At 39.9% G+C, this 23841-nt stretch carries 29 protein-coding genes and 1 riboswitch; of the genes, 6 read left to right on the top strand and 23 right to left on the bottom strand.

Translation table 11 applies throughout. The features are described from left to right. Window positions 1-79 precede the first annotated feature (79 nt). Together BBA02S_RS14540 and BBA02S_RS14545 are read right to left on the bottom strand one after the other, a co-directional pair. Complete coding sequence (locus tag BBA02S_RS14540; protein WP_041096617.1) at window positions 80-883, bottom strand: dihydrodipicolinate synthase family protein; 804 nt, start codon at window positions 881-883, stop codon at window positions 80-82. A gap of 124 nt (window positions 884-1007) precedes the next feature. Further along, window positions 1008-1538 carry a cupin domain-containing protein gene (locus tag BBA02S_RS14545; protein ID WP_041113371.1) on the bottom strand — a complete coding sequence of 177 codons (531 nt, stop codon included), beginning with the start codon at window positions 1536-1538 and terminating at the stop codon, window positions 1008-1010. Between the two features lie 261 nt (window positions 1539-1799). Between BBA02S_RS14545 and BBA02S_RS14550 the strand changes: the two genes are divergently transcribed. Further along, window positions 1800-2714 carry a LysR family transcriptional regulator gene (locus BBA02S_RS14550; RefSeq protein WP_041113370.1) on the top strand — a complete coding sequence of 305 codons (915 nt, stop codon included), beginning with the start codon at window positions 1800-1802 and terminating at the stop codon, window positions 2712-2714. A 122-nt stretch (window positions 2715-2836) separates the two neighbouring features. Here BBA02S_RS14550 and BBA02S_RS14555 read toward each other — a convergent pair whose 3' ends face one another. The 7 genes from BBA02S_RS14555 to BBA02S_RS14590 form a co-directional block, all read right to left on the bottom strand. Further along, window positions 2837-3469, bottom strand: a complete 633-nt coding sequence (locus tag BBA02S_RS14555; protein ID WP_041113369.1) for a type 1 glutamine amidotransferase family protein — start codon at window positions 3467-3469, stop codon at window positions 2837-2839. Between the two features lie 75 nt (window positions 3470-3544). Beyond that, entirely contained in the window at window positions 3545-4507 is a 963-nt protein-coding gene (locus BBA02S_RS14560) for a helix-turn-helix transcriptional regulator (protein ID WP_041096625.1), read from the bottom strand. Between the two features lie 268 nt (window positions 4508-4775). Further along, a complete protein-coding gene (locus BBA02S_RS14570; protein ID WP_041113368.1) occupies window positions 4776-5381 on the bottom strand; it encodes an ABC-2 transporter permease in 606 nt (201 codons plus the stop codon). After that, complete coding sequence (locus tag BBA02S_RS14575) at window positions 5374-6240, bottom strand: ABC transporter ATP-binding protein (RefSeq protein ID WP_041096631.1); 867 nt, start codon at window positions 6238-6240, stop codon at window positions 5374-5376. Before BBA02S_RS14575 ends, BBA02S_RS14570 begins: the two co-directional genes overlap by 8 nt. Window positions 6241-6244: 4 nt before the next feature. Beyond that, window positions 6245-6616 carry a GntR family transcriptional regulator gene (locus BBA02S_RS14580; protein ID WP_041096633.1) on the bottom strand — a complete coding sequence of 124 codons (372 nt, stop codon included), beginning with the start codon at window positions 6614-6616 and terminating at the stop codon, window positions 6245-6247. Beyond that, on the bottom strand, window positions 6613-6804 hold the full coding sequence (locus tag BBA02S_RS14585; protein WP_041113367.1) for a hypothetical protein: 192 nt from the start codon (window positions 6802-6804) through the stop codon (window positions 6613-6615). Before BBA02S_RS14585 ends, BBA02S_RS14580 begins: the two co-directional genes overlap by 4 nt. Window positions 6805-7078: 274 nt before the next feature. After that, entirely contained in the window at window positions 7079-7489 is a 411-nt protein-coding gene (locus BBA02S_RS14590) for an AAA domain-containing protein (RefSeq protein WP_370670963.1), read from the bottom strand. A gap of 221 nt (window positions 7490-7710) precedes the next feature. On the opposite strand from BBA02S_RS14590, the gene BBA02S_RS14595 reads away from it, so the two are divergent. Then, entirely contained in the window at window positions 7711-8163 is a 453-nt protein-coding gene (locus tag BBA02S_RS14595; RefSeq protein WP_041096638.1) for a hypothetical protein, read from the top strand. A 192-nt stretch (window positions 8164-8355) separates the two neighbouring features. Here BBA02S_RS14595 and BBA02S_RS14600 read toward each other — a convergent pair whose 3' ends face one another. Beyond that, window positions 8356-8784 (bottom strand): cytidine deaminase, encoded by a 429-nt coding sequence (locus BBA02S_RS14600; protein WP_041096640.1) that lies wholly within the window; start codon window positions 8782-8784, stop codon window positions 8356-8358. 405 nt (window positions 8785-9189) lie between these two features. After that, a complete protein-coding gene (locus BBA02S_RS14605) occupies window positions 9190-9687 on the bottom strand; it encodes a hypothetical protein (RefSeq protein WP_041113421.1) in 498 nt (165 codons plus the stop codon). Window positions 9688-9943: 256 nt separating this feature from the next. Between BBA02S_RS14605 and BBA02S_RS14610 the strand changes: the two genes are divergently transcribed. Together BBA02S_RS14610 and BBA02S_RS14615 are read left to right on the top strand one after the other, a co-directional pair. Next, a complete protein-coding gene (locus BBA02S_RS14610; protein ID WP_041113365.1) occupies window positions 9944-10342 on the top strand; it encodes a DUF1259 domain-containing protein in 399 nt (132 codons plus the stop codon). 131 nt (window positions 10343-10473) lie between these two features. Continuing rightward, window positions 10474-11172, top strand: coding sequence for a DUF421 domain-containing protein (locus BBA02S_RS14615; RefSeq protein ID WP_041113364.1), 699 nt, complete (start codon window positions 10474-10476; stop codon window positions 11170-11172). Window positions 11173-11247: 75 nt separating this feature from the next. Here BBA02S_RS14615 and BBA02S_RS14620 read toward each other — a convergent pair whose 3' ends face one another. From BBA02S_RS14620 to BBA02S_RS20750, 3 genes are all read right to left on the bottom strand, one after another. After that, window positions 11248-11772 carry a DinB family protein gene (locus BBA02S_RS14620; protein WP_041096646.1) on the bottom strand — a complete coding sequence of 175 codons (525 nt, stop codon included), beginning with the start codon at window positions 11770-11772 and terminating at the stop codon, window positions 11248-11250. A 212-nt stretch (window positions 11773-11984) separates the two neighbouring features. Next, complete coding sequence (locus tag BBA02S_RS14625; RefSeq protein WP_041096648.1) at window positions 11985-12368, bottom strand: VOC family protein; 384 nt, start codon at window positions 12366-12368, stop codon at window positions 11985-11987. Window positions 12369-12478: 110 nt separating this feature from the next. Further along, entirely contained in the window at window positions 12479-12646 is a 168-nt protein-coding gene (locus BBA02S_RS20750) for a manganese catalase family protein (RefSeq protein WP_156141441.1), read from the bottom strand. A gap of 253 nt (window positions 12647-12899) precedes the next feature. Between BBA02S_RS20750 and BBA02S_RS14630 the strand changes: the two genes are divergently transcribed. Further along, on the top strand, window positions 12900-14246 hold the full coding sequence (locus BBA02S_RS14630) for a TrkH family potassium uptake protein (RefSeq protein WP_041096650.1): 1347 nt from the start codon (window positions 12900-12902) through the stop codon (window positions 14244-14246). A gap of 552 nt (window positions 14247-14798) precedes the next feature. Here BBA02S_RS14630 and BBA02S_RS14635 read toward each other — a convergent pair. Genes BBA02S_RS14635 through BBA02S_RS14655 form a run of 5 tightly spaced genes read right to left on the bottom strand, consistent with a single transcriptional unit; the run spans window position 14799 to window position 19745 of the window. Continuing rightward, entirely contained in the window at window positions 14799-15425 is a 627-nt protein-coding gene (locus BBA02S_RS14635) for a hypothetical protein (RefSeq protein ID WP_041113363.1), read from the bottom strand. Then, window positions 15418-16284 carry an ATP-binding cassette domain-containing protein gene (locus BBA02S_RS14640; protein ID WP_041113362.1) on the bottom strand — a complete coding sequence of 289 codons (867 nt, stop codon included), beginning with the start codon at window positions 16282-16284 and terminating at the stop codon, window positions 15418-15420. The genes BBA02S_RS14635 and BBA02S_RS14640 overlap by 8 nt, the downstream gene beginning before the upstream one ends. Before the next feature lies 1 nt (window position 16285). Then, window positions 16286-18259, bottom strand: a complete 1974-nt coding sequence (locus tag BBA02S_RS14645; protein ID WP_041113361.1) for an ABC transporter permease — start codon at window positions 18257-18259, stop codon at window positions 16286-16288. Window positions 18260-18310: 51 nt separating this feature from the next. After that, on the bottom strand, window positions 18311-19249 hold the full coding sequence (locus tag BBA02S_RS14650) for an anti sigma factor C-terminal domain-containing protein (RefSeq protein ID WP_041113360.1): 939 nt from the start codon (window positions 19247-19249) through the stop codon (window positions 18311-18313). Continuing rightward, window positions 19239-19745, bottom strand: coding sequence for an RNA polymerase sigma factor (locus tag BBA02S_RS14655; protein ID WP_041113359.1), 507 nt, complete (start codon window positions 19743-19745; stop codon window positions 19239-19241). The genes BBA02S_RS14650 and BBA02S_RS14655 overlap by 11 nt, the downstream gene beginning before the upstream one ends. A gap of 255 nt (window positions 19746-20000) precedes the next feature. On the opposite strand from BBA02S_RS14655, the gene BBA02S_RS14660 reads away from it, so the two are divergent. Further along, the gene (locus BBA02S_RS14660) at window positions 20001-20606 is read left to right on the top strand and encodes a restriction endonuclease (protein ID WP_041096652.1); all 606 of its coding nucleotides are present in this window, start codon (window positions 20001-20003) and stop codon (window positions 20604-20606) included. 56 nt (window positions 20607-20662) lie between these two features. On the opposite strand, the gene BBA02S_RS14665 is transcribed toward BBA02S_RS14660, so the two are convergent. The 4 genes from BBA02S_RS14665 to BBA02S_RS14680 form a co-directional block, all read right to left on the bottom strand. Beyond that, on the bottom strand, window positions 20663-21004 hold the full coding sequence (locus BBA02S_RS14665) for a hypothetical protein (RefSeq protein WP_041096654.1): 342 nt from the start codon (window positions 21002-21004) through the stop codon (window positions 20663-20665). Between the two features lie 741 nt (window positions 21005-21745). Further along, complete coding sequence (locus BBA02S_RS14670; protein WP_041113358.1) at window positions 21746-22537, bottom strand: DUF817 domain-containing protein; 792 nt, start codon at window positions 22535-22537, stop codon at window positions 21746-21748. A 77-nt stretch (window positions 22538-22614) separates the two neighbouring features. Then, window positions 22615-22830, bottom strand: a complete 216-nt coding sequence (locus tag BBA02S_RS14675) for a helix-turn-helix domain-containing protein (protein WP_041096658.1) — start codon at window positions 22828-22830, stop codon at window positions 22615-22617. Between the two features lie 10 nt (window positions 22831-22840). Continuing rightward, window positions 22841-23323, bottom strand: coding sequence for a DUF2975 domain-containing protein (locus tag BBA02S_RS14680; protein ID WP_041096660.1), 483 nt, complete (start codon window positions 23321-23323; stop codon window positions 22841-22843). 214 nt (window positions 23324-23537) lie between these two features. Beyond that, a riboswitch (Lysine riboswitch) is annotated at window positions 23538-23717 on the top strand. Window positions 23718-23841: the final 124 nt, after the last annotated feature.

Raw genomic sequence — 23841 nt, forward strand, 5'->3', positions numbered from 1 at the left:
TGAGGCCGCATTCCTCTAGTAAGAAGGCGGCCTCAATCTAGTTATTTCAGCGGTTATTTTAAAATGTTTTTTTCAACAGTTAAATATCTTTAATAGGAGAACGGCAGCTTCCCACTTTTATGCCTAAAGAATTATAATGTTTTTTTATGTTTATAATTGTCTGATGCTGCGTCACTTCATTAATCAGCTGATTGATGTTTCTAAGATCAACCGGCTTATTCATTAAGAGATCATTGAAGGCTTGCTTCATTTCTTTAGGGTAGACATTCCCTACCATACTGGAAAGTCCGTTGCAGCCCTCCCTTACCTTTTCTGTGAAGTTGACATCCCCTCCAGCAAACATAATAAAATCCTTAGGTAAACTTGTGTTCTTATGGCGTTTCACATCGCTTTCTTCTTTCAGTCCTACCAGATTAGCGTGCTTTTGACTCATAAGTGCCTCAAGTGATTCGGCACTCAGCTCAAACCCTGTTCGGAACGGATTATTATAAAGCACAACGCGCTTCGTTGTGCGGCCCAGCAGCTCATTTATATAGAAAACCGCTTGTTCTTGTGTCGGTTGGATATATGGAGGAAACTGAATGAGAATCGCATCGAAAACAGAGTCATTCAGCTTCTCGATCAGCTTTATGGCATCCTTGGTTCTTGTAGCTGATACACCAAACATCAGTTCAACATGTTTAAACTTCTGCTGGTTAAAATAATCAATGATTTGCACTCGCTCTTCGATGCTCATCGAGTTTTGTTCACCTGTAGTAGCAGATACAAGCAATGACTCTATTCCGTTATAAGTTAAGTACTCAACGATAGGATTAAAGCTTTCAAAATATATGCTCTCATCCTCGTGAAAGGGAGTGGGAATAGCCACATTAAAATTTTTCATCTATTTAATCCTCCAGTATTCATTACAAAAATTTAGACTTATAGGTTAGATTACATTTCAATGACTACATTGTTTTTAGTTTGCATAAAATGTGCGTCTGGCAGCTGCCTGCCAGTACTTTTTATTATTTCTTTATCGGCACATCCGGTTTTACTATGTGTCGAGGTGCAGTCCCCACTGGCTCTTCCAAAAACCATGTGCCCATTGAAGTAAGAACCGGAACATCCTGGAAAGTAAAAAGAATAGCATCTTCTGTTTCGGAGGTGTTGCAATGCTCATGGGAAGACCAAGGCGGAGCCAGGAATAGATCTCCTTTTTCCCATTCAATCTTCTCGCCATCTACGATGCTAAAACCTTTCCCCTGAAATACTAAATTTAAAGCTACATTCGTATGGCGATGCGGCTTGTTATGCTCACCAGGTTTGAAAACCTGAACTACTACGTTCATCGTTGATGACGTTCCATACGCATCTCCCGTATCCTTATGAATGAGCGATAATGTTCCGCGTCCAGCTTCAAGAAAATCCTCTGATACAGACTGATTAAGCAAAGGATAAATATCTTTCCATTTCCAGGAACATGCCCGAATGGCCGGCTTCCTGCTCTTTTTCAAAAACTCCCTGTAGCTGATAATACCCGTTCTTTCATTGCTCATTTTGTGAACCCCCTTAAATTTTTAATCCATAAAAGCATCAATCAAAAGCTTTGTCATCCTAATTGATGTTCCATACTTAATCTAACTACCTTAATAAGTTGGACTTTTATGTTATGAATAGTTTAAGATAGGATAATTGATAGTTCAATTCAATTATTTGTATAATAATGATAGGTTAAAACTATGATTATAACCTGTGTAGTTGTAATCATCGTTTCATTGGTATTTTGCGGAATGTTTTTTAAACAAGGAGGCTTTAGAATGGAATTAAGACAACTTGAATACTTTTATGCCGTTTGCCAGGAACTTCACTTTACAAAAGCTGCAGAAAAGGTTGGTATTACCCAGCCTTCTCTAAGCCAGCAAATTAAGTTATTAGAACATGAAATAGGTACACCTTTATTTGATCGCATAGGCAAAAAGATAGATCTTACCGAGTCGGGAAAATTACTTTTAAAATATACCCGCAATATTTTTTCGGAAATAGAACAAGCAAAAACGTCAATCAATGAATTGAATGGACTTCAAAGGGGAACCCTTTCCATCGGAACCGTATTAACAGTTGAAAATTATCTTATTCCGCCTGCCCTGCTTGATTTTCATCGCCTGTATCCCGCCATTAAGATATCGGTATTTGGGCTTCGTACTGGGGACATCAAAAAACATTTATTGGAGAATCAGCTGGATTTCGGGATCGTTTTCTTGCCTATGAAAGGGGAAGAATTAGAAACAATTTCTTTATATACAGAGGAAATGGCCTTTGCAGTACCCGTTGGCCATCCATTAGAAAAAGAGAGGATATTAGGCTTAGAAGCGTTGCAGACAACACCTTCGATCTTGCTTCCGGAAAATTATTTTATCAGGCAGCTTATTAATAAGGCATGTAAGGATTTTGGTTTTGTTCCCGAGCCAGTCTTTGAAATTACAACCATGGAATCGTTAATTAATATGGTTATAGAGGGTGCGGGAATAACGATATTGCCTAAACCCTACTTAGAATACCTTAGCCATAGCGGTTTGAAGATTATTCCAATTTCACATTCCAATCTTTCTCGGGAAATAGGAATCGTCTACAGAAAAGACAAATATCTGTCTGCCGCCGCACATATTTTCATTAAGAACCTAAAAGACATGTCGCTTCATTTAAATAACAGGGCAACTGAAAGCACTGACTAAAAAGCTGCACTGGCAAATCCCCGCTGAATTCAGGTTTCTTCAGCGGGGATTTGTCTTAATCAGAGGATATTCATAGATAGTGGTCACCCAACGAGACTGTCTGAAGTACTTTCTCCAATTATCTAATGTTTGATCGAATTCATTAACTGGAAGAAGTATTCAGGCTGATGAGTCTTGTTTAGGCTATACCATGAATGCAACGTGTCCGGTGCGAATACATCCAATTTTTTCAGTACTTCCATGGCAAATTCCAGAGGAGCTACCCCTGATGCCGTCACCAAATTCTTATCGGATACGGCAGGTCCCATCTCATAAAACCCTTCTCCTTTATAATCAGGACAAACCATTTTCATATACTCCAGGCTGTTGCTCGTATGCTTTCTAGAATCGAGATAGCCCATCGTTGCAAGGCCTTCAGTTGCCCCGCAAATGGCCGCAACAACCGTGCCAAGCTTTAAAGCTGCACCAATTGTTTTCAGAATAGGTTGATGAATCTCTTCCCTCCACGTGTTCCCGCCGGGTAAAATGATCAGATCTTTACTCCCCACCGTACACTCATCAAGGGAAATATCCGGTTTTATATTCACCCCTCCCATTGTCATGATGCTTTCTTTAGTCGTTCCTACCGTAACTACCTTTAAAGGCGCTATACCTTGTTTGAAATATCTGCCCGAGTTTAATTCAGCAATTAAATATCCGTATTCCCAATCGGACATGGTATGAAATACATACAGATAAGCTTTTTTTGTTTTCATCCAATAACGCTCCCCTCACCATTCATATAGCCTAGTATAAGATAACTTCCCTGACAGCTAACGTCAGGGAAGTTACTATACTTGATGAAAGTTGATTAATTCCGACAGAATTTCAATAAGCTTTTTCTTAAGGCTGGCTGGCTCAATAACCTGAAGCGATTTGCCATAGGGCAAAAGCAAATAAGGTACGTATGTATGTATCATATCTTTTTCAAGAAAAAACACTGCTTGCTTTGACGTTCGCTCTTGTAAATAATGACCTAAAAACCAATGCTGGCAAATATCATCCAATGCCCTTATATCCCCAGTAATAATCACTGAAACAATCTCTTCCTTATTTTCTGTCGTTGGCAGGAGATTCTTCATAAAAAAGTCATATGCAGAAAAGTTTTCTGTCCGGTTAAACTTATTTTCCGTCACCATCAAGCTTTCCATCCGATCTACCCTGAAACTGCGGAAATCCCTTCTAAGGTGACAAAAGCCAATCACATACCATTTATTATTCCAATAAATAATTTTGTACGGATCAACCAGCCTGTACTTGAATAGCTCTGTCCCGCTTTGATGGTAGTGAATATTCACAGAGCAGCCATCAGCTACAGCCTGCTCCAGCTCCTTCAAGAAAGGCGTTAATGAAAGGGAACTGATTCGACTGATTACTTCAAGACTAGTTACATGTCGGTTTACCTTTACTTCCTGCTCTTGATTCGAATAGTTGCTTAGCTTTGACATCGCCCGATGCAGCGCTTCACCTCCATAATATCCGGCTTCTTCTGCAAAAACGGCAGCGTGAAACAAAGAGGTTTGCTCCTCAGAATCAAAAAAGAGCGGCGCCTGGATAAAATTGTTTAATAAAGTGTAGCCGCCGTTATGTCCTGTGTCTGAAATGATAGGCACGCCGCTTGTTGAAAGTGTATCAATGTAACGATATACGCTCCTTATATTCACCTCTAACTTTTCGGAAATTTGCTTTGCAGTTATTTTTTTGCCTGAACTAAGCATCCATAGGATGGCTAGCATATTGTCCATTTTAGGCATACAACCCCACCTCTGTCTCGTTAATGTAAGTTGGTCTAATCATTCCGCCATCCGGCTTGCCTCTCCCCGAAAAGACTTTGATCAACCGCTTCGGGAGCTGGCTGCGGGTAAGCCTGTTCAATGAATTTCCTATGTAAGATGCAGCTCCAAAATAAAAATAAACCCGTTTTGAAAAAAGATGATCAAAACGGATTCCTTCTTTGCCCAGTGTCAGGAAATGTTTTTGAAGAAATTTCATTAGGCTCTGTCCAAGGGGTATTAAACCCGCTTAGAACGCCTTTCGTTGGTAAATTATAGTGGTGATCCCCCAAGAAATCACATAGACGGTCAGAATAGCAAGTGCCGCACCCGTATATAAAGCCAGGATGGATGCATTGGCAATAAAATCGGTGATGGCTGTTAAGTGCTCAGCTATAAATGATATCATAGGCCGCGCTATCAATGTTAAAATAACAAAGCTAATAAGAATAACGGTTGTAATATAGCCTGGTTTAAATATCTGAAATAATGGGAAGGTGAGCCCGGCAAACAATAAGAATAAGCCGCTGCCAATCGCCACATCAGCTATAGTAAAAGATTGATTGAAAGCAAATAAGGCCAGACTGGTCACCCCAATGGATAAAATCATATATACGATCGCGCCAAGATAGCGTGATGCGATAATTTCGGCACGTGTATAAGGCAAGGAGTTTAATAATATATTCGTCTCTGCCTTTTCATCGTACGCATATGTGTTAAACGGAATGAAAATACTGGAAACCAGAAAAGTCAAAACCGGGGGAACACCCATTATAATAAAGAACAAGATAAAAGGAATAAAGATGATGAGCTGTCTTTTCTGCAGTATGACATCACGTCTGATTAAATTAAACATGAGATACGCCCCCTTTCGAGTAGTACATGATATCTTCGAGAGAAGCGCGCTCCATGAGCACTGTGTCTCCGAAAATATCTTTCACTGCTTGAATATTATCTGTTAATGCCTCAAATCCTGTTGATGCACGCTGAACATGAACAAAAGCCTGTTCAGTGTCTCTATCCAGAAGATCCAACCCTCCCTTAACGAGCGCATAGTTTTCAGCTACATCATGAACAGACTGATTAAATACCAAGTTCCCACCCTGCATAAAAGCTATATAATCTGCGATGCGGTCTAAATCCGTTGTAATATGTGTAGAGAAGAAAATCGTGCGGTCACCATCAATCATTAATTCCTGCAAGAGCCCCAACAGTTCTCTCCTAAAAATGGGATCTAGCCCTGCTGTTGGCTCATCCATGATGATCAGCTCTGCATGATGTGATAGTGCTACCGCTAATGACGCTTTCATCTGCATCCCCTTTGAGAAGGTTTTCATTGCTTTATTAAGCGGCAGTTGGAATTTCTCTACATATTGATAAAACAGTGCATCATCCCAGCGTTGATAAGCTGGTGCTACAATACGTTTGATATCCTTTAAGTTCAGTCCTTCAAAAAACACATTGCCATCATACACAAATCCAATACGTTGCTTGATCGCCTTCTCATGTGTCCTGTAGTCCAACCCGAAAACCTTTATTTCCCCGGCATCTGGCCTTAATAAATTCATCATCATTTTTATCGTTGTCGACTTGCCAGCGCCATTTTCTCCAATGAATCCCGTTATAAATCCTTGCTTCACTTGCAAATCAATAGGTTTAACGGAAAAATCCTTGAATTTTTTTGTCACATTTTTTAATTCAACTACATTTTCCACTTTCTCACTCCTCATATAAAATCTTCATTAGCTGCTGCAGTTCATCGAGTGATAGCCCCATTTCTCTGCTATTCGCTATGACGGCGCTCAGCTGTTCCTCGATGACCCTCAGTTTCTTCTCTCTCATGACCTCTACATTTTGCTCTGCGACAAAAGAGCCTTTGCCGACAATAGAATAAATAAAGCCAGCCTTCTCCAGCTCCTCATAGGCGCGTTTCGTCGTAATGACACTAACTTGCAAGTCCTTCGCGAGTTTGCGCATAGAAGGGATGGCTGCCCCCTCCCGCAATTCGCCTGCTAAAATAAACGATTTAATTTGATTAGTAATTTGTTCATAAATCGGCTCCTTTGAACTGTTGGAAATAATTATTTTCATGCCAATCCCTCTTCTTTATTTTTTAGAAATACAGTAGTAATCGCTCTTCTTTTCCCTTCAAAACCGACATGTATATATTGTGTATATATCACATGTACAATATATACAAAAATCAAGCGTTTTGCAACCATTTTTTTCCGAAAAGAAAGGATACTTGATCTATCACTTTTAAAAATAATAGCGTACATTCACATCCTTTTACGGAGGAATACCCCTATTTTAAAACGGTGAAGTGCGCCTGCCTTGTACCACTTTATCCACGTTTTCAGCTGTTTTCTATCTCAGCGTCCACCTGTTTAATACGTCCGCTTTATAACTAACTCTCGTATCCATTAAAAAAACACCTCTAAGTTTTTCAGGTATTTCATACCCGTTTTCAACTTAAAGGTGTTTTATTTTTCCCGTCTTAAGGGGTCCGTTCAGAGTGAGAAGAAAGTTATCCTTCCCCTGCCTTTACCTTTCTTAAAGTTTTATGGTCGATTGATTTGTATCTTGTACTTTACCTATGTTTTTTGCGATAGAAGTATAGTTAGGTTTTTTAGAAAAACGGCTGTAATCACCAATTACATAAAACTCTTGCTTAGCCCGGGTAACAGCTACATTAATTAAATTTGGCTTTGAACAGGACCAATTGGCTGCGCCATCACTATTTTCGTCAGTTCCGGTTACGAAATACACAATTTCGGCTTCTTTTCCTTGAAATGTATGAACCGTACCGACAGAATTCTGTATCCAGCCATTTAATACCTTTGCAGAAACATTCATGCTTTTTAATCTATCCTTGAGAACTTTTTTGATTCCATCCTTTACTGCAGTAAAAGGAGAGATCACATACACATTTGGCGGCCCGGCAGCCTTCTTCCACAATTCCATAATATGGTCTTCCTTTCCAATCAACAGAAGACACAAAAAGAAGGCAGCCGTAGAATGATGCTTGTTTAAAAATAAATCGATCAAACGCTTGAAGTGAGGAGGAGGCTTTCGAAACACCATCAGCAGCGAAATAGACCATCCCTTTACCCAGTAAATTTTTCTGTATTCCCACACTAAAGCTCCCTGCATAAACTATTATCAAAAGAAAGGGGGTATCCGCTTTGCCATCTCCTCAGAACATCGAGTTCAGTTTGCCATCCCCGTCACGATGGGGCATCGACTCCACTGTAGCTGGCAGACCGCTCGTTTCAGGTACATTCGTTATCAACTCTGTCAGAGGCAACAATGTAACTGGCACAATCAACTTCCGCGGCACTGATATTCCGATTAGTGGATATTGGAATGAAAGCACCAAACAAATAAGATTTGATTCACCTTATGCTATGTATTCTGGTCATTTGTCTATATTCGATGACCCCTCTATTAGAGCCCGGCATTTTATTTTAAGTGGATCTCTCGTCATGAAGCCTCCCTCTTTGCAAGCAGGAGAGCGCGGAACTTGGATTGCTACGACCACCACCGCTTTAACTGGACCTCCTATGAGTACTTCTGCGTTGCCGCCTGTTGGAGTCTTTGTGACATCAGATTATCTTTACGGGAGAGCCAGACGTTGAAAAAACAGTTGTCCCTTTTAGCTGAACGCCAAGATAGACATGGCTGAAAAGCGACTAGATCTGAACGAACTAAAACAGCGAGTGCCTCAATTGGTACTCGCGCTGTTCGTGTTGCTGCATTACTCTCGATAAAGTGTGACTAATTGAAGGCGCTGAAAGACAGGGGCTGTTTATGTTGGGAAACCAGTCTCTTTATCGTTTGCGCCATTCTTCCGCCATTTCATCATGATAGGCGTCTGTCCAGTGATACGGTTGAAGCTCTTGCAGTGTTTTAAAAATCACTGCTTGTTTAGGATTGGTGATCGCACATTGCACGTGCGGTCCCCAATAAAATAAACGTTCTTGACATATACCGCATGGGGATAAAACCTTTAATTCGGCCTGTTCATTTTCTCTTGCAAGACAAATAGAATGCGTTACCTTCTTTTTAAATTTATGCGCTTCTAAAATTGCGCCTGTTTCCATACACAGCTCCGTAGAAGCATTAATTACCTCTGGCGCAACGCTCGTATAAACCGTTCCATCTTCCACGCGAACGGCTGCGGCTCCTCCCCAGCCGTGAGGATATCTTTGCTCAATTAAATCTTTTACCAGGTTATATAATTGTTGTTCCATGCTCAAATTCCATCTCTCTTCCATTTCGTTATGGCAGCTATTGACACCGTGATATTTTTTACCAACATAATCCCCCTTACCATTGCGAGCCTTCCCTGAGAAATCCCACACAACCTTTACACAACTATTGCCCGGGCTATAAAGTTCGTTCCCTTAGCTTTTTCGATGATTTTCTCCCTGCTTTTGCTCACAACAATCGTTTTACACAGCATAAAAAGCCTGTCCGAATGTTTGTCGGAATGCACATAAGCATTTTAAAGGGAGATTCTCCAGGTTTTCTGATCTTTCCACTTAAAATAGGAAGCTCTTCTTCTGTCTTTCAGGTAGACGCTTCCCCTGATATTCCTATGAACCGATTATAGGGGCCAACTAAACAAACAGATCTTTTTGCAGGCTTTCTAGTTTCCGTTTTTAATTCAACCATTTGTCTCCGTCAGTCATCCATTGATTATTCTTCAAATCAAAGCAATGATCATAATCATGGAAGCTGAAATAGGACGGTAATTTAACCCTTTCTCCGCCTGCTTGCTTCCAGCAATCTTTGAACCAATCTACCATTATTTGTGTTTCAATTTTAGAGATTTCTTCCTCATGCTGTTCATAAAACGTCCAAAAATCATCTTCTTCGTCATCAGGTAGATTAAAATACTCAACATCCTCCATTAGGTCGTAACTGCCCGCAAAAATGTTGCTTTCACTTCCGTGATAAAAAACCTCATTTGCGTTCCTGTCCATAGAGTACATCACGACGGAAATTTCATACGGCTGAATAAATGCCGTATAATCCAATAAATCAACCTGATCATAATAATTAAAATCAAGCGTTTTTCTTATTTGTTGAATTAATTCTTCTGAACTTCTTTGTAAACTTTCCTTCACTGTATGGCTATATTTTTCGATCGTAAACAATGAAATCACCTCGTATTCCTGTATAAACTTCAGATAGATATTTGAAGAGTCTTTTAACCCAAAGATCTGCTTGCATGCTGAAAGCTCCAATTGATCATTCGCCAGAGATCATCTTCTTCAATAAATGCCACTCGTTCTCCCTAAAGCGGTTTACAGCACACTCCATCCTTCCCTCCTAAATAACCTTTTTCATATACAAGCTGCCAAATAAACACGCAAACATACATTGTATTAAAAATAGTAAGGATGTTGCCGGATGAATAACCTCCACATGCTATGCCAGCAATATGCTCAAGTATTTAATAAAAAGCCGACGATCACACATGGCGTTTGTTCCGTAGAGATGGACCGCGATCTCCACGTAACCATCCAAGGACGTCCAAGCCGCGGCGAACTTCATGCCGAAATAATGTTTGAGTCACTCGATCAGAAAGGCAATGCGCTTAATCTTGGAGAAATTGTACTTCTTGAAGAAGAAGTTCCCCGATTCACAAATGCTCTTGTTAAAAGCGGGATCATAGTAAGCGCTCTGCATAATCATTGGCTGTACACGAAGCCGAATATCCTCTATGTCCACTTTCAGTCCGTGGAACCTCCCTTATCTTTTGCCCGGAAAGTAGCTGAGGCGTTGAAGCGGCTAAAAACAAATGGATAATTCCTGTAAGAGAGAACAAGCTCCCTTCTGCAGGTGCCGATAGCCTGCTGTGAAAATCCGCTGCATGAGAAACTAGAAAGTTGGAACAATAACGTACTATAATCCACTTTCTTAAGAAGGGAGTCCAACCATTGGCAATTGACGAACTGTTGCTTAGACTGGCTATTGCATTTGTTGCCTTATTAGCTTTAACAAGGCTTATGGGAAGAAAAGAGATTTCACAAATGACCTTCTTCAACTTTGTGTCTGCTATTTCTATCGGTACCATTGGCGCCTCTCTTGCGGTGGATCCTTCATTCAGCATCCGCAATGGCTTAATCGCACTTGTCGGTTGGACGTTTTTCACTATTTTGCTTGGATTTTTAGATATAAAATCCAAAACAGCCCGTTATGCTATTGTCGGGAATCCAATTATAATGATTAGGAAAGGCCAAATCATGGAGCATGCTCTCCGCAAGGCCCGGCTGGATTTAGACTCACTAAATAGTTTGCTGCGAAAGAAAAATGTATTTTCAATTTCTGAGGTTGACTATGCAATCCTTGAGACAGATGGCAGCCTCTCTGTTATGAAAAAAGAATCCAAACAGCCTGTAACAAAGAGTGATATGAACCGTAAACAACCTGCTACAGAGGTTTTCCCCATTCCGATGGCTGTTATTTTAGATGGTAAAGTAAACGATGACCATTTAAAGAGCTTAAACTTGGACCGTGGCTGGTTAAACCAGCAGCTGGAATTTGCTGGAATACACTCTATTGAAGACGTCTTTTATGCTGAAGTGCAAAAAGATGGAACATTGTATATCGATACTAACAATGATCGGCTTCATTGAATGTTGATCGTGCGTTTCCCATTGCCCTCCTGATGGTCCGGCCAGAATATCAGCTTTATTGGCGGCCTGCCTGTTTCATGAATGCGGAAGGCTGCCGTCCTCCACTGTATAGAGATAAAAGACATAATCCGTCGGAACGCCGCTATGGCCGAGCTGGCGCAGCATGGCCGTCAGGTTGCCGCGATGATAGGTTCCGTGATTGACAACATGCTGTATTAATTCTGACAATGGCGTGCCAATAGAGCCGTGTACAGGATGTGACAGGGGAATAGCCTTCTCAACATCTGCCATATTCAAGAAATCCCGATACTTATTTTCAGTTTCAATGAACCGCTTCTTCATGCCTTCCAAGCTCTCCCTGCTTGATTCATCAAGCAGCTGCATCAACAGCTCCCTCGCCTCGTTAAACGGCCGTTCCCTCATAACACTGAGCCACATCGTGTCCATTGCATAAATGTGCGCCATGACATGACAAACAGATGGAAACACGCTTAATACGTCCTTCTGCCATCTATCTTCAGGCAATTTTCGCAAATGCTCAAAAACAGTCTTATTCGCCCAAGCATGATACCCATACAACTGAATGATTTGATTCGCCATAGGAATTCCTCCATTCTGGTCTTATCCTGCTTTTCTTTATCCACATGGTTTCCCGTCCTCCGTGCTGCGAGTGTAACGGACTCTAGCCGGGTAGGACCGCACACCATTCCAAAAGAAAAAGAGCAAAATAGATTGCTCTTAAAGCAAAAAAATTTCTCTTTAATTTTGCCGCAACTATATCTCGTCAAACTGCTCTTCCTAAGAAGCCTGGCCTATTTGTGCTTTTCCATAACTGCAAAGTAATTTTCTTCGCTATCCGCAAAGTTAAACACTCTGCCCGCAGGCATATTGACAATTTCTCCAACTATAATGTCTTTATTTGATAGGTCGTGATGTAATTGATCAAGATTTTCCGAGAAGAACATTAAAGAAGGTGTGCCGAGATTTAACCCAGGCGACATGTTAGCGACGAATTCTTTGTTATGCAGAATAATACTCGTTTCTGACTCCTTTGTTGGCGCAACTTCGATCCATCTCATTCCTTGACCGTTATCTTCTTCAGAAATAACACTGAATCCTGCTTTTTCCGTCCAAAATTTCACCGCGTCATCTTGATCATTTACATAAAGCATAATTTGGCCGACTTTGTGAATCATTTCGTTCCCCCCTTACATGTTTTCTTGCTCTTATTTATTTCTACAGTTCACACGAATAACCTTTTTATTGGCTATGTTCTTTTGGAATAATGAATAAAATGCAAAAGGGTCTATCTCAAAAGATCATGAAAAATGACTTTTTGAGACAGACCTTTTTTCTTCTCAACAACCGGCTGATCAGAATGAAGGCGGACGCTTTCCGCAGCAGTCACTGCCGGCATTTCTATATGAGCCAATTCTTCAGTTCCCGTATCCATCAGTAAATCTTTATCTTTCACGGCCCCTTATCTTTTTAAGCATTTGACAGCCTGCATTCCCCGCTCGGCCACACGCTGCTTTGACATAAAAAGTTACTTGATGATCAGGAGAATTCGTTTATTATAGAAAAGAAGCGTGGACACTATACTATGAAGCATGCTGGATTCATTGTGAAGTTTGTGGATTATGCCCTTAGGGAATGGGAGATAAATTTAGCTAAACACTGCACTTATCCTGTGAGAAATCAGTGAACAAAGGAGTCCTATTTTCATCATGAGAATTATAAGAAAAAAGGCTTTAAAACCGTCTCAAATCATTGTGGCTTTTTATCTGATTGCTACAATTGTTTCTACTGCCTTGCTTAGTCTGCCTATCGCATTAAAGCCAGGAGTACACTTATCTTTTCTGGACGCCCTGTTTACAGCCGTGAGCGCTATTAGTGTAACGGGCCTGTCTGTTGTCCCAATCGTCGACACATTCAGTACGGCGGGCATTTTTATTCTAATGTTCATTCTTCAATTTGGCGGCATTGGCATTATGACACTCGGCACTTTTATTTGGATGCTTGCCCGCAAGCGGATTGGCTTGAAAGGGCGGCAATTAATTATGACCGATCAGAATCAATCACAGTTGTCTGGACTGGTCAATTTAATGAGGCAAATTTTAGCCATCATTGTCTTAATAGAATTGATTGGCACAATGATATTAGGCACCTATTTTCTGAACTATTTCCCAACATGGCAGGAAGCATACTACCAAGGACTATTTGCAGCAATTAGTGCTACAACCAATGCTGGATTTGACATTACAGGCAGCTCCCTGGTCCCCTTTGCCCAAGATTACTTTGTCCAATTTGTTCACATTATCTTATTAATACTGGGAGCTATCGGCTTCCCGGTGCTGATTGAGTTAAAAAATTTCATGGTCAGCAAGAAAAATCAATCAGGACCTTTCTTTTCCCTGTATACCAAATTAACCACCATTACTTTCTTTTCTTTGCTTGTGTTTGGAACCATCATGATTTTGCTGCTGGAAGCCAATCACTTTTTTCAGGGCAAAAGCTGGCACGAATCCTTTTTTTACGCTTTATTCCAATCTGCTACGACAAGGAATGGCGGGCTGGCGACCATGGACGTCAGTGAATTTTCCGACCCCACCTTACTGGTGATAGCCTTTTTAATGTTTATTGGCGCTTCTCCCAGTTCTGTCGGAGGAGGCGTAAGGACAACCACTTTTGCGGTAAACCTATTGTTTCTTTATTCTTTCGCGAAAGGGTACAAGAACACAAAAGTATTTAAGCGTGAATTGCATATAGAAGATGTGAGAAAATCGTTTGTCGTTACCTTTACAGCCTTTTTTATCTGTTTTATCGCTACCATTGCCCTTTCTGCAACCGAACCGTTTTCTCTGATGGAAATTTCATTTGAAGTAAGCTCCGCCTTCGGGACAACGGGATTGTCAATGGGGATCACACCGGAGTTAAGTTCTGCAGGGAAATGTGTGATTATCTTGTTGATGTTTATTGGCAGGATCGGAATTTTGTCCTTTATCTTTTTATTGAGCAAGGGAACACCGCAGGAAAACTATCATTATCCAAAAGAGCGGGTGATCATTGGATAGCTACTAATTCATCCAAATATGAAACATTATTGAAAAATAGCTCTCACCAAGGCTGTTGTCATCTGTCCTCAGCATTTCGATTTTGACATATGCCGTTATATTGTTCATGCAGAAGCTATCAGTAAAAACTATCCACCCGCATCCTATTGAAAATAAAGAAAAGAGCATGAGTAGATAAAAATGAAGTTGTGATTGATGTCTATCGCGGAAATGATGAAAAATTAATACGTGCAATTGAAGAAATAAAATCGTACTCAAAAGCATGCGAATACGATAAAGTTACGGTTGTTGACGTAAAAAAATCTAATCTTCATTCCGGTGGACGCTTTCTGTGGGCAGGTCTTCAGCTCGTGCTATCCCCGCAGGAGCCGCCCCTTTCATCCCAATCAGCTGAGAAAAACCCATCATTTTTCTCAGCCTGTTTTAATTTTAGAGACGTATTGAACAGTTCCTTTATTTATGTATTTGTTTGTATGCTGCTAAATAACTAGTGCTAATATAATCGTGCTCTACACGCAAGCTATGCCTATTTTCCTCTTATCACTTATTCTCTTATCTAAATTTCCTCAATAACTGAACCACTGATAATAAAATTCCTACTCCTAATGATAAAAAGGTAAGCCAAAGCCAGATATCGTCAATAGGTTTGACAAATAGAAATAAATGTGGCCAAGGCATAAACGTACCTTGCGTTGCTATTTCCATAAAGGTATATGTTGCCACTATGGCTAGAGTGATATCGAAACTATTTGTGGTGCTTAAAATGGCAATTCCTACTACTTGATAGAAGATAAACAGCATAATAAGATGAATAATAATAGTGCTGTTAAAGAATCCCATACCGTTCATCCAAATCGTTAAGCCTACAAGCGACAAAATAAATACCCCATGTAAAAAAGCATAGCGCATTACATCGACGATTAGCACCTTGCGATAATAAAAGAGTAACGTCTCTCTTGCCCCCTCCTCATACAAACTGTTGTAGAGGAACACCAATTGCAAGCCAGCCATCGGCACAGCAATCCCCTGCACGAAGATATACGATGTAAACGGAGAATCAGAGCGCATCCCAATCGTCAACATTAGCAAAATACACAGGGTGTAAGCGACAAATGGAAAGCCATACAAATACCGAAGCAATTTGATATCAAAGGTAAACAAATGAATGAGCTTATCCATGAGCCGCCTCTTTTAAAAGTGCCATATAGCCATCCATTAAGCGCGGACTGACAGGCTGACCGATTGGCTCATCTGATAATACGCGCACCACAATGTGAGAAGGTTCTTCATTTATCTGGACCACTTCTTTTGACGCAATAACTTTGTCTAATTCTTCGAGTGGAATATTTATTTCATATGTGCAGTGAGCGGCTTTATGCTTTAGTTCTTCTGGAGTTCCTTCAAATAACACCTCTCCACTTTTGATAACACCAATTTTCGTACAAAGAAATTCAATATCTTCAACAATATGAGAGGAAATAATGACCGTGTGGTGTTTCCCTATCTGCTTCAGCAGATTGCGAAAACGTATTCGTTCTTCAATATCAAGTCCAGCCGTCGGCTCGTCAAAAATCAAAATAGAGGGTTTACGCAATAAAAGTTGTGCAATGCCTACACGTCTCCGCATTCCACCAGATAATTCTCGCATTTTTTTATCTAAATGATCAGACAGATTAACTTCTTCTGCAACTTCTTTAATTTGTATGTCATACGACATAGTAGATTTACTTCCTTGAAGAACAGCAATATGTTCAAGTACCTCATACATCTTAAGTTCAGGATAAATCATAAAGTCTTGAGGCAAATACCCAATATGGTTTGTTCTCTTAACATAAGTCACTGTGCTTATTAATTCCTCATCAATATATACGCTTCCTTCATTAAACTCAGTCAAACTTGCTAATATTTTCATCAATGTCGTTTTACCAGCACCATTGGGTCCTAACAGGCCGTAAATTCCAGAGAAAGAAAGGTTGACATTGGATAATATTTGTTGTTTTTTGATAATCTTTGTCAATTCCTGAACGCAAATCTCCACGCTACTTTCCCTCCTTTATTAAGTCCAGCACCTGATCCCATGTCCAATTTCCATTCATTTTTTCATACCATCCACTTAGAAACTGACGTTGTTGTTTATCGTTTAATTGATAAAAAGAATGGTAAATAAACTCTATTGACTCTTGTTCTGCTTTCGGTAAAGAAAATGAGTCAACACTTCTTTCTCTAGATTCAATTTTCCAGTTATTTTTTTGCCGAATAAATTGACTGGAAAGATAAAGCCATTCTCTATACAGCTTATATGGCCCCTTTTTTTGTACGGCAAGCTTTAAGAGATTCTCTTGAAAATCCTTTGTCGTCTCGTATGAATCCACCGCATCTCCATAATTAGTATTGTATACCAAGTGATCTTTCGTCACTAAGGAAGACAGCCCATAATTGGAAAACACAATAGACTTAGGTAACAATTGGATTGCTTCAGGGACAAGTTGCTGCACCTCGTATATCGTCTTTTCTAATTGTGACAATACCTTTGGCACTCTCTCTTTCATTTTAGGCCAGTCTGCGGGATATGTAATATTGTAATCGCCATATATTAACTGCTTCCCCTGCCCCTTTATAATAGTCACAGCCTGTGCCTCACCGCTGTATTCATCTCCTTGCCTTGGCAAATTGCTAAACAGTACCTCTTCCGTTTTCACCGTAAAGGAATAACGTTCTTCAGGTAAAAAGCTCTCGCTCAACTCGATCTCTCCCGTATTTTCATTCCTCTCATACATATGTGAAGCTCTCTTTTTCGGATACCAAGCTTTATCAGCAAGCAGTAAGACTCTTCCATTAGTATACGGAATAAAGCTTGTATCTGCTATTTCGTAGCGAACAGTGAAGGAGGACTGATTCGATGGCAGATGGACCGTCAGAATGTCTCCATAACGTTCGAACTTCACCTTTTCATCGCCTGCTTTAATCCACTTAACTGGATAGGCATGATATAATTGAAAGCTTGGTTCGAGAGTATGTATTCCAGAAAGTTCAATATGGACAGTTGCTTGTTTTCCTTCCAATGAAATCGAATACGATTCAACCTCATAACGCAAGTCCGCTTCAGCTTGATTTACATTCATATAATAATTTGTTTCTGTCGAGTCATCTGCTCTACTAAAAGCCTTTGTGCTTAATGCTGTAACTCCATAAGCAGCAAATAGAGAAAGACAGAGCATTCCCAATAGCACTTTAATGATAAGGTTCCTCTCCTCTGCTCTACGTGTCCAGCGAAGTGACAAAATCAAAGCAACTCCCGTACTAACCAGAAACCAGGTAATCAGCTTTAGTTCATTTCCCCAATGCACATCGAAACCAACATAAGAGTTATATACATGCTGTACCGTATTCATTCCGATGAAAAGTAAAGACGACCATTCATCCGCATGAACACTATGAAAGTAATCAAAAAATAACTCTGTGCTCATACTTCCGGTCATAATCCACAGCAATAAAATAACCAAAAAGCTGCTCTTTTTTACCCCAAAAATCATTGCTATAACCACACCATATAACATACTTAAAATCAGAGGGGCAAACAGATAAATGATCAAAAAACGCCACAAAGACAGATAAAAGCCAGAAGGCTCTATCCCAACGCTAAAATAAATTCCTGTATAAATAGTATATGTAACGGCTAACATTATTCCTTGATACATAACATGTGCTAAGAACATGGCACTAATTTTCTCTAACATAATTCGATAACCATCCACAATGAAAGACTGAGTTCCATAAAGTAATTCATTGGAATGAAGGCGATAGAAAAAAATTATATAAAAAACTGAGACCATTTGGACAATCATCGCTACCTCACTCGGTAATTGTCCATATTGCTCCATATGATGTGGATTGAAAAAAAACAAGATTAGTCGACTGATTAACAAAAGGAAGAATAATGCACTCGCGCCAACATACAACCTACTCCTAGCTATTTGTTTGATATAAAAAAGAACAAGATATTTCCAGCGCAATTTATTTCCCTCGTTTCACTATAATTAACATATTGTTTATGGTTCTCCCTCCTAATACGGGATGATCACCCCTGTTCGAACTACTCTTACAGGTGCTTTTGTTGCATAAGGTAAGACTTCCTCTGCTGTTCCTGTTAAAATAACGCCTGCTACAGGGATTTGATCTAGGTCCTGCTGTTTCAACATCTGCAGGGCCTCTTTTGCACCTGCTAAACTATCTGATCTTTCTTCAAGGAATGTGATATATTGTTTAGCGCCTTTTTTAAAGGCCTTGTTAGCTTCAACAGAAAATCCAAGTGCATGATCTCCATCCACTTCGCTAAAATCTCGCTTTACGGATAGGGTATTATCTTGATAGGTTTCTTTTAAAGATGACGCATTTCTATATAAGTGATCCTGCAACAGCCACACCCAACTCGCTTCTGGAAAGACTTTGTTAACTTCACTGAGTGTCATCTCTTCGTGAAAAGATAAAGCCGCTTCTACGCTATAAAAATCCGGTAAAGTTTTCAAATAGCTCAAGTCGTCATGAATCGTTTTTTCATTAGGCAAATGAAAGTTCACCATTTTATAATTATTTTTATATGTACTGTCATTTCTGTCGATCAGAACTGCTGTATTTATACTTGCTTTTGTTCCTAGGATGGTATGAAAATTGCTTTTAAAATCCCAATTAATCAAATGACCGTTCACCTTTTTGTATGTAGATGCATTTGAGCGGCCTGCCACGAAAAAATAATCATATGATGCTCCGTTAGGGTAGACATTTGCCCCGTACATATGATAATAGTCATTTGTTTCTTCCGCATCCTCGTACATTCTTTCATACATGAAATGTTGACCAATATACAAAAGTAACCATAAAACAACTAATACACTAATACTTACAAACAAGGAGATGATAATATTTCGCTTAATAGATTTACGTTTGGCCTTTTTCATCAGTTCAGAGAATGAATCATCCTGCTCAAATATTGACCTATCCTTCATTTAACCTATCCTCCTCTAATAACTTCACCAATTTTCGTTTCGCTCTCGCTAGCTGTGTTTTGATCGTTTTATCAGTTGTGTGAAATAGTATCGCGATATCCTTCAGAGAAAAGTTGGCACTATATTTCATTAAAAGCAGTTCTGCCTCTTTTTGCTTCATTCTCCTTAACACATGTTGAATATCTTTCTGCAGTTCTTTTCTTAATAACAAGTATTCCGGTGTGTTGTAATCAAAAAGTTCATTCATATTAAATGTCAATATATAATTTGCATGAGATTTCTTTTTCTTTAGCAAATCATAATATTTATTGATCGCTACACGGTATAGCCAAGCCTGCGCAAAGTTACTATCAATTCCATCGATATATTGAAGGAATTCAATCACTGTTTCTTGCGTAATATCTTCAGCATCTTCTTTACTGGTCCCCATCTTCATTAAGGTTAAGTACACCACATGTAATTGTTGCTGTAATTTTTTTTCGAACGCATCATTCATATCGCCCCTCCTACTTATATAACGATTGAACTTTTAGAAGGTAAACAAAAATGCCACATTTCCAAAAGCACTTTTATAAAAGGATAAATATCTCAATATTTTAACCAACTAAGCTTGGTAGGATTTTCCCTCCACACAGCTCGGCACATATAAATGGCAAAACTATATAAAGCAACGAGAAGCAGCTGCTGTATTGTTCCGAATACCTGCCATCTTCTTTGGGCATATATAAGAAAAAAGAAAACAGGTGATTCTATGGCCAGGCGGAAAAGGCATCGGAATAAACATATCGCCACTCCTGCACTATTGATTATCTTAGTGGCCCTTCTCCCTCAAGCAAAAAACAGCGCGGACATCCTGATTCCACTTTGTATAATCGGCTTCTTTTATGGCGCTCATCTTCTATTTGGAAAGCCTTTTATGGTGATTTTAAGAAACCGCCGCTACCTCTCTTCTCACATTGAAGATGTTGATTGTTTAAGCGGGCATGAATTTGAACACTTCTTGGTTCCGTTATTTGAGAAGCAAGGCTACCGGACGGAAGTAACGAAAAGCGCCGGTGATTTTGGTGCGGATTTAATTTTGAGTAAGAAAGGACAGCGAAGTATTGTTCAAGCCAAATGTTATGGAGACGGCAAAAAAATAGGGGTTAGGGCCGTACAAGAAGTAGTAGGCGCCTTAGCAATATATAAAGCTTCAACAGGCATGGTTGTGACCAATCGCTATTTCACTAAACAGGCAGAGCATTTAGCGATGGCCAATAACGTAGCCTTGATTGATCGGGACGAATTGGTTTCGTTAATGTATAAATATGGAGAACGGCCAATTCGGGCAAAAGTGATCCTAAACGAAGAATCTTGACATACAAGTAAGCCCCTATCTAAACAGATCGGGGCTTATTTATACGTTTTATTCCTTTAATCTAATGTATAAATTTTATACTTCGATGTATACATTTCGCTTTCGACAATCAACTCTTTCTCGCCTTTAGTAAAGAACAGACCTGCCCCAGCCTGCTCTTTAAAGACCCATTTCTTTGAGCTCATCAAATCAAGAAATGGCTGGTTTCCTTGAGAGTCGGCTTTTGTTACATATCTTTTGTTTTCACCGTCTATTTTGACCACACTCTGATCCGTCGTATGTAATTTTGCTATACCAACTGCGAGTGGAATAGGGTTGCCTTCTTGAAAAATGACCGGAGCATTTATACTAATGAAAAGAACGAACAATGACAGGAACATTAAAAAGATTTTTTTCATCCACAGGACTCCCCCTTTCTTGATCATTCACAAAAATAAACCGTTAATAACATCCATTACTTCTCTCCCTCTTTATTGAAGGATACTCATCTTGTCCTTATCATTCATACGCTCGAGGTTTACGAAGTGAAACAGCCTGCCATGTTCCCTGCCGTATATTTGATAAGGCGTAAGCTGGCTTTCTCCCTGCGGCCGCTCATTGCTGCAGGGAGGGCTGTCTACTTATTGTAAAGAATGGTATGCGGAGATATTGTCAGTAACTGTCGAATGGTAAATATATAATTGGCAACCAATTTACTGAATGACATAAACATGCTTTTTAGCTTATCTCATTTCGGCGTGCCTGTATGTTGGGTTAATGGTTAGTTATATAGACGCCCGCAAAACCGAGGTTTTACCGGGTTAGAAGTGGAGAAAGAAGAACAGGCCGGCGAAAGACCTGACTGCCGCAAAGCAAGCTGCTGCAGTCAAACTTAGAGGATTCGGGTTGTGAAGATGCGCCATCTGGAAAAGAGGCAAGGAACAGTTTATATATTGAATAACAAACTGTTCCTGTAACTGTGCTAGAGAGTTGGCAAGTCGAGTGCTGTACGAATATTACCTAAGTTCCAATTGATTGGTTTAATTTTGCATCCCAAGCATGACGCCCTCCTTTTTCCATCAAAAGCACGTTAGTCGTCTATATTACTTCGGGACTGTCTCTTTATATTCACATACTTCAGATCAAAAAGCCGTTAACAGCTACAGAGTTTGACCAGTATCCATCCCCACCGAGCTCTTTCTCTTCACCTGCTTTAAAGTGGCTACGATCAGAAAGCTGACAATTACTAATAAGAGCCAGGAACTCACCTTTCCTAAATGAACGAGACTCCATGCATCGGTTTGGTTTGGATATTTCCAAGCGCCAAAGAAGGTGGCAATGTTTTCGGCTATCCATATAAAAAAACCAATGAGCGCAAATGAAAGGACAAGCGGCATGCGATAACGAGTGCCGTTCACCTCATATAGGACCCAGGATTGCCAAAATACGATAATTACAAGTCCGGATAACCACCAACGAACGTCCATCCAGTAATGATGAACGAAAAAATTCAAATATATTGCAGCGGCAAGAGGAACAACTGCCCAAAGCGGCGGCCATTTAACAAGCTCAATCCTCAGTCTCCTCCAAGCCTGACAAAGATAGCTCGCTACGCTTGCGTACATGAACCCGCTGTATAAAGGCACTCCAAAAATTTTGAAATATCCTTCCTCCGGATAAGACCAGGAACCCATATGTACCTTGAAAATTTCAAGAGCAAGTCCAATCAGGTGGAACAATGTGATGACCTTTAACTCATCCCGCGTTTCAAGCCCGGCACGCACCATTCCCCACTGCATCAGCAAACAGATAATGAGGAGCCAGTCATACCGCGGCAGGAAGGGAAGCGGCACGATTTGTGTAAAAGCCAAAGAGGCAAAAATAACAACCGGAAACAAGCATGACAAAGCCTGCTCCCAACCAAAATAAACGAGCTGCTTTACTGCTCTCATAAATTGAGCCCCCAAAGTTTCTTATAAATTTAACCCATCAAATGCCGGAAAATAAAATCTTTCTTTCCATATGAAAACTATTCCTCTTCCTCCCTTCGATATTCCAGAATATCCCCCGGCTGGCATTCTAACGCTTTGCAAATTGCCTCTAAAGTTGAAAATCTAATGGCTTTTGCTTTTCCGTTTTTCAATATAGAAAGATTCGCCATTGTGATTCCCACTCTTTCCGAAAGTTCCGTTACACTCATTTTCCTTTTAGCTAGCATCACATCAATGTTAATTACGATTGCCATGTTTTCCACCTCAGACCGTTAAATCATTTTCTGATTTTATATGAATAGCTTCTTGTAACAGTCTTTGGAGAACAGCCGCAAAGACGGCGATGACTGTTGAGGCAAAAATAATGACCAATCCAAGAATAAGGAGACCCGGCGCATCATCTGCCTCCGCCACGAGATATAAGAGCGGCATACCTGCTACATATAAAACACTGATTACAATTGCACAATATTTGATATTCTTTAACGACCTTACAGACAATTCTGAGAAAGCTTCGTTTCTGTCAATAAAGCTCAAAAGCCTGAATGCCTGATACAGTGCAGCAAAAAACGCTGCAGCTGTTACATACATGCCCGTTAAAGCGGGATACTGCAAATAAGCCAGCTTCGGAATATGTTCCACTGCTTCATTGACGATCCAAGGCAGCCAAAATAGGCACAAGGCAAAAACTGGTGTTCCAATCAGAAAAACAGCCAGCTTCAAAAAAAGTGTTGAACCACTTTTCATAAGAAGCACCTCACTTATTTAGTGTAAACTTGATTTTAGCTTATTATTTATCGTTTAACAATAAATAATTATCGAATTTTACCATAATTTTATTGTTATATCCCTTCACTTCATTCAAACACTTAGACATATGGTCAACTCTTCATTGCAATTCAGCCAAAAAACTGGTATTATGTAGTCTAATTAAATACTTACTTATTTCAATCTTTTTTGAAGTAAGGATAGAGGCGCAAAGACCATGAGTACGCAATGTGAGGAGAATGAGATCCGATGATGATTGTGAAAAGGGGGATTTGCCGAAGCCAAAAGAATCTCATTTTTCTTGAAGCTGGTTCTGTTATTGAATAAATACAGAACTGTCATATAGGAAACTATATGGAGGGCTATCTTACGCACAGAAATAATTTTTCTACATAATTGTTTCTACTGCAGCAACGAAGCCTCGTTGCTGCTTTTTTGCGTGAATACTGAATCGCCCTTCTCCCTCTATTGAATAAAAAAAATAAAGGACGTGGAGA

This window comes from Bacillus badius NBRC 15713, from assembly GCF_001591605.1.
Taxonomy (GTDB): domain Bacteria; phylum Bacillota; class Bacilli; order Bacillales; family Domibacillaceae; genus Pseudobacillus; species Pseudobacillus badius.